At 62.5% G+C, this 14,519-nt stretch carries 18 protein-coding genes; 11 read left to right on the top strand and 7 right to left on the bottom strand.

What is annotated here, in order from left to right:
* Nucleotides 1–24: 24 nt before the first annotated feature.
* The 10 genes from rpl7ae (at nt 25) to BP869_RS03675 (ending at nt 7,853) form a co-directional block, all read left to right on the top strand.
* The gene (rpl7ae, locus tag BP869_RS03630) at nt 25–393 is read left to right on the top strand and encodes a 50S ribosomal protein L7Ae (RefSeq protein WP_067052131.1); all 369 of its coding nucleotides are present in this window, start codon (nt 25–27) and stop codon (nt 391–393) included.
* A gap of 13 nt (nt 394–406) precedes the next feature.
* Nucleotides 407–613, top strand: coding sequence for a 30S ribosomal protein S28e (locus BP869_RS03635; RefSeq protein WP_004039246.1), 207 nt, complete (start codon nt 407–409; stop codon nt 611–613).
* A 2-nt stretch (nt 614–615) separates the two neighbouring features.
* Nucleotides 616–807: a 50S ribosomal protein L24e gene (locus BP869_RS03640; protein ID WP_342676974.1), complete on the top strand. Its 192-nt coding sequence runs from the start codon at nt 616–618 to the stop codon at nt 805–807.
* Nucleotides 808–812: 5 nt separating this feature from the next.
* Entirely contained in the window at nt 813–1,262 is a 450-nt protein-coding gene (ndk, locus tag BP869_RS03645) for a nucleoside-diphosphate kinase (RefSeq protein WP_342676976.1), read from the top strand.
* 424 nt (nt 1,263–1,686) lie between these two features.
* Nucleotides 1,687–2,343 (top strand): MarC family protein, encoded by a 657-nt coding sequence (locus BP869_RS03650; RefSeq protein ID WP_342676978.1) that lies wholly within the window; start codon nt 1,687–1,689, stop codon nt 2,341–2,343.
* The gene (locus tag BP869_RS03655; RefSeq protein WP_342676980.1) at nt 2,340–3,080 is read left to right on the top strand and encodes a carbon-nitrogen hydrolase family protein; all 741 of its coding nucleotides are present in this window, start codon (nt 2,340–2,342) and stop codon (nt 3,078–3,080) included. Before BP869_RS03650 ends, BP869_RS03655 begins: the two co-directional genes overlap by 4 nt.
* Entirely contained in the window at nt 3,077–3,790 is a 714-nt protein-coding gene (locus BP869_RS03660) for a metal-dependent hydrolase (RefSeq protein ID WP_342676982.1), read from the top strand. The genes BP869_RS03655 and BP869_RS03660 overlap by 4 nt, the downstream gene beginning before the upstream one ends.
* A gap of 40 nt (nt 3,791–3,830) precedes the next feature.
* A complete protein-coding gene (gene thrC, locus BP869_RS03665) occupies nt 3,831–5,036 on the top strand; it encodes a threonine synthase (RefSeq protein WP_342676984.1) in 1,206 nt (401 codons plus the stop codon).
* Nucleotides 4,973–5,587, top strand: a complete 615-nt coding sequence (locus BP869_RS03670; protein WP_342676986.1) for a DUF5803 family protein — start codon at nt 4,973–4,975, stop codon at nt 5,585–5,587. The genes thrC and BP869_RS03670 overlap by 64 nt, the downstream gene beginning before the upstream one ends.
* Before the next feature lie 442 nt (nt 5,588–6,029).
* Nucleotides 6,030–7,853 (top strand): HAMP domain-containing sensor histidine kinase, encoded by a 1,824-nt coding sequence (locus BP869_RS03675; RefSeq protein ID WP_342676988.1) that lies wholly within the window; start codon nt 6,030–6,032, stop codon nt 7,851–7,853.
* Here the strand turns inward: BP869_RS03675 and BP869_RS03680 are convergent.
* From BP869_RS03680 to BP869_RS03710, 7 genes are all read right to left on the bottom strand, one after another.
* Entirely contained in the window at nt 7,795–8,223 is a 429-nt protein-coding gene (locus BP869_RS03680; RefSeq protein ID WP_342676990.1) for a hypothetical protein, read from the bottom strand. The genes BP869_RS03675 and BP869_RS03680 overlap by 59 nt on opposite strands.
* Nucleotides 8,224–8,355: 132 nt before the next feature.
* Complete coding sequence (gene porB / locus BP869_RS03685; RefSeq protein ID WP_342676992.1) at nt 8,356–9,255, bottom strand: pyruvate synthase subunit PorB; 900 nt, start codon at nt 9,253–9,255, stop codon at nt 8,356–8,358.
* Nucleotide 9,256: 1 nt separating this feature from the next.
* Entirely contained in the window at nt 9,257–10,411 is a 1,155-nt protein-coding gene (gene porA / locus BP869_RS03690; RefSeq protein WP_342676994.1) for a pyruvate synthase subunit PorA, read from the bottom strand.
* Nucleotides 10,412–10,414: 3 nt separating this feature from the next.
* On the bottom strand, nt 10,415–10,675 hold the full coding sequence (locus BP869_RS03695; RefSeq protein WP_300163431.1) for a 4Fe-4S binding protein: 261 nt from the start codon (nt 10,673–10,675) through the stop codon (nt 10,415–10,417).
* Nucleotides 10,675–11,217 (bottom strand): pyruvate ferredoxin oxidoreductase subunit gamma, encoded by a 543-nt coding sequence (locus tag BP869_RS03700; protein WP_067052158.1) that lies wholly within the window; start codon nt 11,215–11,217, stop codon nt 10,675–10,677. The genes BP869_RS03695 and BP869_RS03700 overlap by 1 nt, the downstream gene beginning before the upstream one ends.
* A gap of 296 nt (nt 11,218–11,513) precedes the next feature.
* On the bottom strand, nt 11,514–12,386 hold the full coding sequence (locus BP869_RS03705; RefSeq protein ID WP_342676999.1) for a methanogenesis marker 12 protein: 873 nt from the start codon (nt 12,384–12,386) through the stop codon (nt 11,514–11,516).
* 150 nt (nt 12,387–12,536) lie between these two features.
* The gene (locus BP869_RS03710) at nt 12,537–13,337 is read right to left on the bottom strand and encodes a DUF368 domain-containing protein (protein ID WP_342677001.1); all 801 of its coding nucleotides are present in this window, start codon (nt 13,335–13,337) and stop codon (nt 12,537–12,539) included.
* Between the two features lie 227 nt (nt 13,338–13,564).
* On the opposite strand from BP869_RS03710, the gene BP869_RS03715 reads away from it, so the two are divergent.
* Nucleotides 13,565–14,503 (top strand): NAD-dependent epimerase/dehydratase family protein, encoded by a 939-nt coding sequence (locus BP869_RS03715; protein WP_342677003.1) that lies wholly within the window; start codon nt 13,565–13,567, stop codon nt 14,501–14,503.
* The last annotated feature ends 16 nt before the right edge of the window (nt 14,504–14,519 follow it).

Genomic DNA, 14,519 nt, shown 5'->3' on the forward strand with positions numbered 1-14,519 from the left:
CTACGCTCCTGAATGAGGTGAGTTATGGCAAAGATATACGTTAAATTCGAAGTTCCGGAGGAAATCCAGAACAAGGCTCTTGAATCGCTCGAGATCGCCCGTGACACCGGTAAGATCAAGAAGGGATCGAACGAGGCCACCAAGTGCATCGAGCGCGGTACAGCACAGCTCGTACTCATCGGATCCGATGTCGAGCCCGAAGAGATCGTCATGCACCTTGCTCCTCTCTGCGACGAGAAGAAGATCCCGTACCTCTTCATCAGCAAGCAGAACGAGATCGGCGCGGCATCCGGCCTGAATGTAGGCTCTGCTGCAGCGGCGATCGTCAAGTCCGGCAAGGCAAAAGAGCTCGTCGAAGAGATCGTGAAGCAGGTCAGCGAACTGCGCGCTTAAGGGGGTTTTCAGAATGGCAGACGGAACACCCGCAGAGGTCATTGAAGTCATCGGCAGCACCGGGATGCACGGCGAGGCCATGCAGGTGAAGTGCCGCGTCCTTGAAGGCAACAACAAGGGCCGGATCATCACCCGCAACACCGTCGGCCCCATCCGCGAGGGTGACATCCTGATGCTCCTCGAGACCGAGCGCGAAGCGAAGAAGCTTTCGAGGCGGTAAGGATGGTAGAGACGTACAAGTGCAGCTTCTGCGGCAAGACGATTGAGCCGGGGACGGGGAGACTCTTCGTCCGGAAGGACGGGGCTCTCTTCTACTTCTGCTCGACGAAGTGCCAGAAGAACAACAAGCTCGGGCGTGTCCCCCGTAAGGTCGCCTGGACCGAAGCAGGCCGCAAGGCTCTCGGCAAGGAGTGAACCTGATGGACAGGACCTTCGTGATGATCAAGCCCGACGGTGTCCAGCGCGGCATCATCGGCGCGGTCATCTCCCGGCTCGAGGCCAAGGGCCTCAAGCTCGTGGCGGCGCGGCTCACCATGCTCCCTGAGGAGAAGGTCATGGAGCACTATGCCGAGCACGTCAGCAAGCCCTTCTTCCCCTCCCTCAAGGAGTACGTCATGAGCGGTCCCGTGCTCACGATGGTCTGGGAAGGCAAGGGTGCCGTGGCGATTGTGCGCAAGCTCGTCGGCGCAACCAACCCGGCCGAGGCCGCACCCGGGACTATCAGGGGAGACTTCGGCATGGAGACCGGCAAGAACGTGATCCACGCCTCGGACTCCGACGAGAGCGCCGCCCGCGAGATTGCAATCCACTTCGCCGGCGACGAGATCGTATCCTACACCAGGATCGACGAACCGGTCCTGTACGAGTAAATAATACCGGGATTTTCCCGGTTTCTTTTTCTCGTCTGTTCTGTACGGTTCTTTTCTTCTTCGCGGTTTCTTTTGCGGATCTCCACAGGGCCGACTTTGTTAGTGCGGAATCCGGTCAGGTGTGCGCGATGAAATTGCGGAGAGAGAGCAAGCGCCTGCCCTGAAATCTGAAACAGGGGAGAGATCCGATCCCCTGCCTTCCCCGAGGAGTGGACCGGGGGCAAGCCCCCGGACCCCCAGTCAGGATAGGACCGGGGAAGAGTGAACACGAGATCCCGAGGAGGGAGATTGCCCATCCCCTGCCTATCCTAACGAGCGGCAGCCCCCCGGTGGAGACACCGATCAACTGCCTCTCCCTGCCTGCCTTCCGCCCCAGAAGAGATCCCTCGAAAGGCATTAACCCGGAGAGAGCCTACCTTTCTCCATGAGCGGCGACATGCTGAGTTTTGTACTGCTCAGCGTATCATCGATTTTCATCGTCATCAACCCTCTGGCAGCGACGCTTCTTTATGTCTCCCTGACCGAAGGGATGGAAGAGGTCCAGAAAAGGTCGGTCGCCAGGGTGGCATGCTGGTACGCCCTCGCCGTCCTCCTCCTCTTTGCGATCGCGGGCAGCCTGATCCTGCAGCTCTTCGGGATCACCCTGGAGGCCTTCAGGATCGCGGGCGGGCTTCTCCTCTTCGGCATCGGCATGGAGATGGTCCACGCGAAGACCTCGCGGACGAAGATCTCGGCGACCGAGAAGTACGAGAGTCAGGACGCCGACGACGTCGGGGTGATGCCCCTCGCGATCCCGATGATCGCGGGGCCGGGCGCCATCACGACGGCGATCGTGCTCACCAACGAGGCGACGTCCAGCCACCCGGTCGGCATCGCCGTCGTGATCGGGGCGATCCTCCTGGCGGTCGGGACCACGTACCTGATGCTCGCCAACTCCGAGAGGATCATGCGCCATGTCGGGCAGCGGGAGTACCGCGCCGTGAACAGGCTGATGGGTATGATGCTCATCGCCATCGCCGTCCAGTTCGTGATCACCGGGATCAAGGCGGCCTTCCCCATCCTTGTGGGGGTGGGGCTGTGAAGGTCTGCTGTGCCGGCATGGCGCCCGCCGCCACGGTCGCGGACGGCCTTGCCCGGGCCGGCGCCCTCGCCGGAGAGGCACGGACCGCCGGGGCCGACCTCCTCCTCCTCCCGGAGCAATTCGCGACCGGGTGGTCGGCCACGGAGCCGCGGGCCGACCCCCGCATCCTCCGGTCCCTCTGCCGGACCGCCGCGGAGCACGGCATCTGGATCGTCGGGTCGTGCTATGAAGGCTATCTCAGGCCGCGGAACATGGCCTATGCCGTCAGCCCGGAGGGCCGGGTCGCCGCAGGCTATGCGAAGGTCCACCTCTTCTCCCCTGACGGCGAGGATGCGGCCTGCACGCCGGGCACCGTCCCGGCGACCTTCGAGGCCGGGGGCGTCAGGTTCGCCCTCGCGGTCTGCTACGACCTCAGGTTCCCAGACCTCTTCGCCCACTACGCGGCCTGCGGGGCCGACTGCGTCCTCGTCCCTGCCGCGTGGCCGGCGGTGCGCCTCGCCCAGTGGGACCTCCTCGTGCGGGCGCGGGCCCTCGACGGGGAATATTATGTCGCCGGCGCGAACGCCGGGGCCGGTTCCTGCATCGCCGGCCCGGACGGGGAACTCGTCGGCGAAGAGAGGGGCGGCCTCGTCATCGGCGAGATCGACCTCACGAAAATTTCAGCGATGCGGACGGCCCTCCCGGTCGTGAAAGACCGGCGGCCCGACCTGTACGCTGCATGGAAGGAGTGCCTTTGAACGGTAACGAACATATCACCATCAGCCTTGCGACAGCCGCCGCCGTGCTCGCCCCCTGGCTCTGGTCCATCCACCCGGCCTGGCTGATCGCCAGCCTCTTCGGCGTCTTCATCGGGGCCCTCGCGCCCGACGCCGACGCAAACGACTCCGCAATCTTCCACACCCGCGTGCCGGGCGGCAGGGGAAAGAGGCTTGTCATCCTCCCGGTCTTCGGCTACGGCATCCGCTACCTGATCTACTACCCGATCTCCCTGCCCTTCATCCTCCTCTGCGGGGAGAGGGGCATGCCCCGGCACCGCGGCGTCCTCCACTCCCTCATCGGCGTCGTGCTGATGACGGCCCTCCTCGGCTTCTATGCCTGGGTGATCGGGGCCATCGTCTTCGCGATACCCTGGGACATGGGCTTCACCATCTTCCTCCTCGGGTTCCTGGGCGGGGCAATCGGCCACCTCCTCGAAGACTCGTGCACGAAGAGCGGGGTCGCCTGGCTCTTCCCCCTCTCCGACCACCGGACGAGAGGGAAGATCGTCACAGGCAGCGGCGACCAGAGGCCTGCCATCTATGCGGGCGCGATGTGCGCCGCGGCCTTCGGCCTTGCGGCCGCAGGGCCCGCCGGACTCGTCCCGGCCGACCTCTACCCCTGGACGGGCGTCGTTGCAGCCTGTATTCTCTGGCTTCTCTTTCTCATCACCGCCCGGATAGGGCGGTAGCGTCCCGAATTTTATCTACCCTGACGACCTACTCTCTTCCATGTACCGTCTCTCGTGCATCCACTGCGGTGCCGAATACGCGCCCGGCGAGATCATCTATACCTGCAAAAAATGCGGGCACCTGCTCACCGTCAACTACGACCTTGACGCGATCAGCGTGACAAAGAAGGAGTGGGAACAGCGCCCCCTCTCGGTCTGGCGCTACCGGGAGCTCCTGCCGGTCACCATCAAGCCGGTCACCCTCCAGGAAGGCGGAACACCCCTGTACCACCTTGAGAGGCTCGGAAAGGAACTCGGCCTCCCCCACCTCTATGCCAAACACGAGGGCATGAACCCGAGCGGCTCCTTCAAGGACCGCGGCATGACTGTCGGCGTCTCGATGGCCATTCAGCTCGGCATGAAGAGCGTGGCCTGCGCGAGCACCGGCAACACCTCGGCAAGCCTTGCGGTGTACGCCGCAAAGGCGGGCATCCCGGCTGTCGTCCTCCTCCCGGCGGGGAAGGTCGCTCTCGGCAAGGTCGCCCAGGCGCTGATGCACGGCGCCAAGGTGATCGCGATCCGCGACAACTTCGACGTGGCCCTCGCCCTTGTCCGCGAACTCTGTATCAAGCATGGCATCTACCTCCTCAATTCCATCAACCCCTACCGGCTTGAGGGGCAGAAGACCATCGGCTTCGAGTCGGTCGACCAGCTCGGCGAGGTGCCGGACAGGCTCGTCCTCCCTGTCGGCAACGCGGGCAACATCTCCGCAGTCTACAAGGGGCTGAAAGAACTGGAGACTCTCGGATTCATCGACCGCCTCCCGAAGATGACAGGCATCCAGGCCGCCGGCTCGCAGCCTCTCGTGCGTGCGATCCAGGGCAACCTCGGTGAGGTCGTGCCGGACGAGCACCCGGAGACGGTGGCGACCGCGATCAGGATCGGCGCACCGGTGAATGCCGAGAAGGCCCTCATCTCCATCAGGGCGACCGGCGGCACTGCGGCCTCGGTGACAGACGAGGAGATCCTGGCCATGCAGCGTGCCCTCGCCCAGAAGGAAGGGATCGGCGTCGAACCGGCCTCGGCGGCCTCGGTGGCGGGGATCAAGAAACTCGTGGAGGAGGGTGCGATCGACCGCGACGAGAAGATCGTCTGCGTCGTGACCGGCCACCTCCTCAAGGACCCGGAAACGGTGATAAAACAGTGTCCACCCCCGATCGAGATCGACGCCACCGAACAGGCGTTGCTCTCTGTCTTGCACTTGTAATCCTGCTGGCGCCTGCCGCGGCCTTCGAGGCGACGGTGACGGTGCTCCCCGGCGGCGATGCCTACCGGGGGGAGGTCACCCTCGTCAACGCGAGTGAATACTCTTTCTGGGAGCCCGGGATGCTCGGGGAGAGGGTGCCCCTTACGGGCAAAAATGTGACGGTCTCCGGGGCGTGCGGGGAGAACTGCACCTACACGCAGAAGAACCGGAACACCATCGCCTTCGAGAAGGGGAATGTGACGGTGACCTACGAGGGCCCGATCACGGAGAAGAACCTCCAGCTGATCTTTACCGAGCCTTCGAACATCACGGTCACCCTCCCTGAAGGCCAGGCCGTCAAAAACCCCCTCCTCGGGCGGGTGAGCGAGGGGGGGAAGGTCTCGACGGAGAACAACACGACGGCGATCGCATTCGACCGCGTGCGTTCTGCCGAGGTGCGCTTCTACGACCCGGCACGGGAGCGTCTCCTCTATATCTTCGGGAGCGTCTGGCTCACCGTGGCGGTTGTGCTCCTCTTCCCCTTCCTGCTGATGCGAAGACGGCAGGAGTGAGGTAAACTTTCTCCAGAGTCCTCTTTTTCCTCTCCCCTTCAGGCAGACGACCCGATGCCGGGGCAGGGGGCGTTTCATCAGAGCATCACTCTCAGGGCCATACAGGAAAAGTACAATCGCACCTCTATCCGTGCAGCCTCTGCTGCAGGTGAACACCAGAGGAGGCCGGACAACAGCCCTGTCGGTTCCGGGATGGTCACGAGACCGCCGGCCAGCCCCGGTCACGGGGGCACATATATAATAACCCCCCTCATAGAGGATAATTCTGCAGAATATTATGATAAAAATAAATATATCAAGAGTTTTACAAATAGATAATTTTATAATCGAATGATAACAATAGAAAATATCGTACGAAAATGACACCTGTGCAGCAATTCCGGTACACCCCATGAATAAGACCAGCACCACCTCCCGGGACAGAAGGCCGTATCTTCATTACGTGCTGTTCTTCGTTTTTCTGGTCATCAGCGCCACCATCGGTTTTCTCTCGACGATCTCGTATCTCGAAGTGAGTGGCGAGATCGTCGAGGCGTACGAGGAGGTGATGGACCATACCGACGAGATGATCCGCGAGGCCGTCGTCCTGGTCAACAGAGAGGATGCATACAGGGGAAGAGACTACAGCACGGAGATGGTCACCATCCTCGACACGTACGTCACAGGGTACACCCCGCCGCCGGACAATGCGTCCCTGCCCGACACCCGGGCGCTGGAGGAATATCTGCACCGTCTGTTCGGCGAAAACACCGCGACATCGGTGCACCTCACCAGAACCACCGAGGTCGCCGACGTTGTCAGGTACAGCAGGCATTTCCAGCCCACATGGGAGGTCAGGACGAACTCCGACGGTTCGGTCACCACCAGCGCATACGACCTGACGCCGGACGGGTCCTATCTCCTGGAAGTGGCCGTCATCATCCCAAAGCAGGGCGGGATACCGGCGATCTACCAGCAGGACATCGTCGCGAAAGCGCGGGAGGTCAACCCGTTCATGGAATCGGCCAGGGTCTACGACGCTGCCGGAGACCTGGTCATCGACCTCACCGACCCGATGAACACGACGGCAGGGACGCTGGGGCCGGAGATGTTGCAACAGGTCCTCACGACGCAGGCAGACGGTGCGGTCATGGACAAAGAGACCCACAGGATGACCAGGTACCTCTTCGTCGACCCTGACAGGGGGACAGACGAGAACGCCAGGATCGTCGAGGTCACCTACAACCTGCAGGAGAGGGTCGACCACATCAACGCGGTCAAACTGTTCAATATCATCACGGGGATGCTCGGCGTCCTCTTCGGGGCGCTGGTCGCCCTCGCCTCCTCCTGGTACATCACCCGCCCGGTGGACGCCATCGTGGAGGACGTCGGGATCATCGCGCGGGGCGACCTCGACCACAGGATCAGGGCGACAAAAGGGATCGAGTTCGCCCGCCTGGAAGAGAGCGTCAACATGATGGTCGGGCGTCTCAAGGAGACCATCGAAAAGTTGAGGGAGTCTGAGGAGCAGGTCAGAGAGTACAGCGGAGACCTCGAAGAGATGGTGGACCAGAGGACCGGACAACTGGAAGTTGCCAACGAGGAGGCAAACCTCTACATCGACATCCTCCTCCACGACATCAACAACGCGAACACCGTCACCCTCGCGTACCTCGAGTTCCTGAAAGAGTCGGACCTGTCAGACGACCAGAAAGAGTACGCCGAGAAGGCCCTGGCCGGTGCGCAGAAGAGCGTCGAGATCATCAGGAATGTCGGGACGATCAGGAAGACCTACGAGAAGAAGACTGACCTCTCGCCCATCTCTCTCGACCGCGTCATCAGGGAGGAGGTCGCCCATCATCCCGACACGGGGATCCTGTACGACGGCACGGACGCGGTGGTGGTCGCGGACAATCTCCTCGGGGAGGTCTTCGCCAACCTCATCGGGAACAGCCTGAAGCATGGCGGCGACGGCACGGAGATCAGGATCGCCGTTGCCGATCGCGGCGATAAGGTGGAGGTCTCGGTCGAAGACACCGGTCCGGGCATCCCTGACGACCTCAAGGGCGCCGTCTTCGAGCGCTTCAGGCGTGGGAGGACCAAGGCATCGGGCAAAGGTCTCGGCCTCCATATCTGCCGGTCCCTGGTGACCTGGTACGGCGGGACGATCCGGGCGGACGACCGCGTGGCGGGCCGTCCGGGAGAGGGGGCGGCGATACGGTTCACCCTCAGGAAATACCCTGACCCCGGGCACACATCAGGTGAGGGAAAAGAAAGGCAGAGATAAAGATGAGGCAAAACCCTCCAAGACCGTTTGCCAGTGCCGGCACAACGGCACCTGACATTTCAAGGGCCGTCACCACAAGGAGCCAGATAATAAAACCAGAAAGAGCGCTCATCATACCGAGGCGTCCTTCGGTCTCCTGCCGCCTGCCCGCCCTCCTGTCATAGAGGAGATACCGCCCGGCGACGACGAAGAAGATGACCGGGCCGACGATGAACCACCATACTGTCTGGCTATCGATCATGGTCCGTGCCGGGACGAACAGGGCACAGAGGTACGTGAGGGCAAGAGCCCAGATACCATACAGAATGACACCGAAGAGCACACCCAGCGCCTTGTCGCCGTTTTTCGGAGTGTTGTTTTCCATTTCCATGGGTCGTCACCATCAGGCGAAAGCAGAAGAGACGTCTCTGATGACACATCTAGATACGACCCTATAAAGGATTTCTTGCCTGATCATCCAGCCATCAGGGCGGCAAAAAAAGATCGACTGACCGGGTCCCGGTCACTCTTCCTTCTTCATGTTCAGGTCGACCCCGAACTTTCTGGCGTTGGCGTCGGCGATCGCCTGGATCTTGGCGATCTCCTCCTCGTTCCGGCCGGGCCGGTAGAGGTGGCGGAACCGCTTCTGGACAGAGAGGTAGTCGTCGACGGGCTTTCTGTGGGCGACCTTGCGCACACGCTCGACCTCGCCGTTCATCATCTCGTAGTTCACCCAGAGACCGGTCTCGACCGCGAGGCGGCCGATCGCCATCGTCTGCGAGCCGTCAAAGCCCCAGCCGGTTGCGCAGGGGGCGTGGACCTGAATGTAGTTCGGGCCGTGCGTCGAGACGGCGCGCTGCACCTTCTTGATCAGGTCGTTCGGGTAGGCGATCGAGGCCGTGGCCACATAGGCCGCGCCGTGGGCCGCCAGGATCGCCGGGAGGTCCTTCTTCGGCCGCTGGTTGCCGGTCGAACACTTGCCGGCAGGGCTCGTCGTCGTGTCGGCGTCGTACGGCGTCGCACCCGAGCGCTGGATGCCGGTGTTCATGTAGGCCTCGTTGTCGTAGCAGATGTAGGTGATGTCGTGCCCCCGCTCGAAGGCGCCGGAGATGCAGAGCATCCCGATATCGAAGGTGGCGCCGTCGCCGCAGATGCAGACGACATGCTCGTCCCGCCCCTGCTTCTTGAGGGATGCCTCGATCCCGGACGCCACGGCCGCGGCATTCTCGAAGAGGGAGTGGATCCAGGGCACGCCCCACGCCGTCTCCGGGTACGGGGTCGAGAAGACCTCCATGCACCCGGTGGAGGCGACGACGATCGTGTTCTCGCCGGTCGCCTTCATGATCAGCCTGGCCGCAAGGGCCGGGCCGCAGCCGCCGCAGGCGCGGTGGCCGCACTCAAAGAGTTCGCATTCCTCGGTCATCTCAGAGCACCTCCGTCCGCAGGCCGAAGAACTGGTCGCCCTCTCCTTTTTCGAGGAGGTCGGCGATCGCCTTGATATCGGCCTGCCGCACGTCCCTGCCGCCGAGGGCCAGGATGTAGCCTTTCACGTCGATCCCGCTGCCGTACAGGGCGTCCCGCACTTCGAGCGCGACCGCGCCCTTCTGGCCGAGGGAAATGTTCTTGTCGAGGACTGCGACCTTCGAGACGCCCGAGAGGGCGGCCCTGATCTCCTCGGAGGGGAAGGGGCGGAAGCTGCGGATCTTCAGCAGGCCGACCTTCTTCCCTTCGGCCCGCATCTCGTCGATCGCTTCCCTGACAGTCCCGCAGATCGAGCCCAGCGCGATAAACGCCATGTCGGCGTCCTCAAGGCGGTAGCCCTCGACCAGGCCGGAGTAGTCGCGGCCGAACTTTGCGGCGAACTCGGCGCCGACCTCGGCAAAGACTTCCTTCGCCCGCTTCTGGGCCTGGTCAATCTCGTACCTGAACTCCATGTAATAGTCGGGGGTGGCGTACATGCCAAGGGACATCGGCTTCTTCGCGTCCAGGATGGTGACCGGTTTGTACGGCGGGAGGAAGGCGTCGATCGCCTCCTGCGAGGGCATGTCCACCGGTTCGTAGGTGTGCGTCAGGATGAAACCGTCGAAGCAGACCATCGCGGGCAGGAGGACCCTGTGGTCCTCGGCAACCTTGTACGCGATGAAGTGGAGGTCTGTCGCCTCCTGGTTGTCCTCGGCGTAGAACTGCAGCCAGCCCGAGTCCCGCAGGGAGATCGAGTCCTGCTGGTCGTTCCAGATATTCAGGGGCGCACCGAGGGCGCGGTTTGCGATCGTCATGATGACCGGCTGGCGCATCCCGGCCACATTGAAGCAGACCTCGAACATCAGGGCAAGGCCCTGCGAGGTGGTCGCGGAGTAGACGCGGGACCCCGCGGCGCTTGCCCCGAGGCAGGCCGAAAGGGCCGAAAACTCGCTCTCCACACAGATATACTCGGCGTCCAGTTTGCAGTCGGCGACCATGCTCGCGAGCGCCTCGACGATATGGGTCTGCGGGGTGATCGGGTATGCCGCGACCACCTGGGGGCGGCAGAGCCTGACGGCCTCGGCGACCGCATGGGAACCTTCCAGAATCTCCATCATGTCTTACTTCGCCTCCTGGACGAGTTCGATGTCATCAACAGGGCACTCCTCGGCACAGAGGCCGCAGCCCTTGCAATAGTTATAGTCAGGGTGGTAATAGCCGTCCTCGCCTTCGTACACACAGCCCTCGGGACAGACGACCTCACAGAGACCACATTTCACGCATTTGTCGTACTTGAAAACAGGCTTGAAGACCCGCCAGGACCCGGTCTTATTGTCCCGCGCCCGGCCCGGTGCGGCGGCGCACCCGACATTCAACCCCATCAGGCCTCACCTTTCACGAGTTTGTAGGCATATTCGGCTGCCGCCACGTTCTTCTCGCCAAGTTTTCCCGGGAAGCGCCGCATAAGGGCCTTCCTGATCGCGGGGAGGGCGATCTCGCCGGTCGCCGCGGCGAAGGCGCCGATGAGCGTGGTGTTCATGATCGGAACACCGAGTTTCTCAAGGGCGATGCCGGTGGCGTCGAGGGTGATCAGCCTGACCCCCTCGGGAACAGCGGCGTCGATCGAGCGTTCTGTATTCACGATCGCGATGCCCCCCTTCTTCAGACCGCCGAAGACATCGACGTCACGGATCAGGCTGCTGTCCTGGACGATGATGTAGTCGGGTTCATAGACCTGACTGCGCAGGCGGATCTTCGCGTCGTTGAACCGGACGAACGCCTGCACGGGGGCGCCGCGCCGTTCGACTCCAAACGCAGGAAATGCCTGCGAATAGACGCCGTCTTCGAATGCAGCGACGGCGATCAGTTCGGCAGCAGTGACAGAACCCTGCCCACCCCTGCCATGGATGCGTAACTCTCTCACTCAGACTACCCCATAGAATTTATCATGATTAATAAATAAGAATCTTGTGTAGGGGACAATCGACCCGGAATCGCGGGAAAAACCCCTATCCACTCATGCATATCCCGGGACATCAATGTACCATATAAATGAAAAACCCCATCGGGTTTCAACCTTCCGAAAAGAAGGAAAAAACCGGAAACGAAAAAATACCCCGGCAAATAATATTTCACGGATAGTTTTGCCTGCCCGCCGGGGAAGGGGGAGGGAGGCACCCGGACTCTTTCCTGCGCGGGGCCACGGTTCCCGGCACGGCGTCAGAGGTCAACGGAAAGTCCCAGGATCTCCTTTTTTCCGGAGAAGACGTCCCGCGCTATCCGGGCAAGGCCGCGGGCCGCACACCACTCGTCATAGACCGCGACCGGGCGGCCGAGCAACGCGCTCACCTCTTCGGCCACGATGGGCCCCTTCGACCCGGCCAGGGCCACATGAGCCTCGGGGTTGAGGAGGAGCATCGCGGCGCACTCCATCGCCGCGAACATCGCGATCGTCCTGTCCTGCTCCTCGGGCGGGAGGGTGTGGGAGACGCCGGCATGGAGGAAGGCCTCGTTCGCGGTCTCGACCCCCGCGTCGATCCTCCGGATCGCGTCGACGTCCAGGGCGCCGTGCTGCGTGCCCGGGGCAAAGACGCAGGCGTCGAAGGCGCCGACGATCCGCCCCACGGAGACCAGGAGGGTGACGGTGTTCGAGGAGGTGTCGCAGACCACGACGTCGGGGCCGAGGTCGTGGCAGACCTCGTAGGCGATCCCGATCTTCTCCGGGCTTGTCTGGTGGGAGTACGCCTTGAACCGGGGATCTGTCGGGGAGCCGCGGTGGATGCCCGGCATCACGACGGCAGGGATGCCGCTTGCGGTGACCTCGTCGAAGACCCGCGTCCCCCCGCCGATGTGCTTGCCCGCGCCTTCCTGCGAGACGACGCCGCGGTTCTCGACCCTGCGGATGTCGGTGATGGTCGATATGCCGTCTCCCATCGAATAGCAGACCGCAATGCCCTCGATCTCGTCGAGAGGACAGAGACGTTCGAGGTCACGGACCGAAAAGTCCCGCGCGGCCTCGCGCGAGACTTTGAAGTGGTCGACCTCGGATGCAAAGCGCATGGCCGTTGTGCCATGATCGATCCCGATGAACATGATATCTTCCGTACCTCTTGCACCTGCCTGCACAAGTACGTTTTCCGATTAATCGGGCATGAAACGAAGTTTCAAGCGGTTCTTTGAAAACCACCCAGGTGGTTTTCATGGTAATCCCGGAAAAAGAGGGGGTTCAGGCACCGCCCGACCCTAGCGCCGTTTTACGTACTCCACCATGCCGATGACGACGATGCCGGCGATGAGGAAGATGCCGCCGTCGACGAGGATGGTGCCGGACATAGCGGCCTTTTCGTAGAGCATCCTGGTCGAACCGAGCATCAGGCCGGTGAGGAAGGCGAGCATCGCGGTCTTGTGGTTCTTCAGGAGATATTTGAGGGCCTTCGTGAAGAGGAGGAGACCGGTGAGGCCGCCGACCATGAAGGTGACGATCTCGGGGAGGGCGAATGACTTGAGCGCCGCGAGCATGAACTCGTACTGGTTGAGGATGAGGGTCATGTAGGCGCCCGATATGCCGGGGAGGACCATGGCGCAGATCGCCACCATCCCGGTCAGAAAGATCACCGGCAGGGAGTGGCCGGCGTCGAGGTGGCCGAGGCCGGTCAGGAAAAACCCGGCGACGGTTCCGGCGAGAAGGAAGGCCAGGCCCGCAAGGCCGGGCGAGCGGATCTCCCGGAAGAGGACGACGGCGGAGGCGATGATCAGCCCGATGAAGAAGGAGTAGGTCTCGACCCCGTGGTATCCCAGGAGGTACAGGATGACTCCCGACATGACCAGGAATGCCGTGGCGATCCCGGCAAGGAGGACGACCAGGAAGGGGAAGTCGATTTTTTCGAGGTCGTTCCTGAACGCCCCGAAGTCGCCGTGCAGCACGTGCTTCAGCGACCCGGGATCGACGGCGCCGATCGCCCCGATCAGGCGCTCGTAGATGCCGGTGATGAGGGCGATGGTCCCTCCCGAGACGCCCGGGATGACGTCGCAGGCCCCCATCATCAGGCCACGGAGATATATCCCGGCGTGTTCTCGTAGTTCTCTGCGCATGGTCATGGTCCTGTGTGCATAGGGTGTGGAGGCGGGCCGTAATTAATGATTATGATAGAAGCATGGCAGGCATGCCGCGGCGGAAAGGGACGGCACTCGACGACCCGGACGAGTGAGGAGAGGGGAGGGAATGGTCCTGCCGTCACCCATATTATCTCGCGGTGCCAATGAGATCGTATATGTTCTCGATCGTCACGGGCGGCGCCGGATTTATCGGCTCCCATCTGGTCGACACCCTTGTGGAGCAGGGGGATCGCGTGCTGGTTCTCGACAGCCTCCGCACCGGGGATCTCGCCAATATCAGGGGGCATCTCGATGCCGGGAGAATCGATTATCTTCAGGCCGACCTGCTCGAAGATGGCTGGCAGGAGAGGTTCGAAGGGGCAGAGAGGGTCTATCACCTCGCCGCCGACCCTGATGTTCGGGGGAGCGCCGCAACGCCGGCAGACGTCTATGAGAACAATGTCACCGCCACGATCCGCGTCCTCGAAGCGATGCGGGTCCACGGCGTCGGCGAGATCGTCTTCACCTCCACCTCGACGGTCTACGGCGAGGCGTCGGTCATCCCGACGCCCGAGGACTACAGCCCGATGGAACCGATCTCGGTCTATGCCGCGAGCAAACTGGCCGCCGAGGCGATGATCTCGTCCTATGCCCACACCTACGGGATGAAGGCGCGGGTCTTCCGGTTCGCCAACATCATCGGCGAGCGGAGCAACCACGGCGTGATCTGGGACTTCGCCCACAAACTGAAAGAGAACCCGGCCGAACTGGAGATCCTGGGGGACGGAAAGCAGATCAAGTCGTACCTCATCGTCTCGGAGTGCGTGGCGGCCCTCCTCCACGCGGTCAGGGCGGCAGACGGGCCTTTTGCCTGTTTCAATATCGGGTCCGAGGACTGGATCGATGTCACGGCGATCGCCCGGATCGTCGCCGACGAGATGGGTCTCCCCGACGTGCGTTTCCGGTACACCGGGGGCGACCGCGGCTGGGTGGGCGATGTCCCGAGGATGCAGCTTGCCGTCGAAAAGATCGGGGCGACGGGGTGGCACACGACCGTCGGGTCCGAGGAGTCGGTGCGGCAGGCGGCACGCGCCCTTGTCAGGGAAATCTGCTGAAAAACAGAGGAGAAAA

It is taken from the genome of Methanofollis sp. UBA420, assembly GCF_002498315.1.
Taxonomy (GTDB): domain Archaea; phylum Halobacteriota; class Methanomicrobia; order Methanomicrobiales; family Methanofollaceae; genus Methanofollis.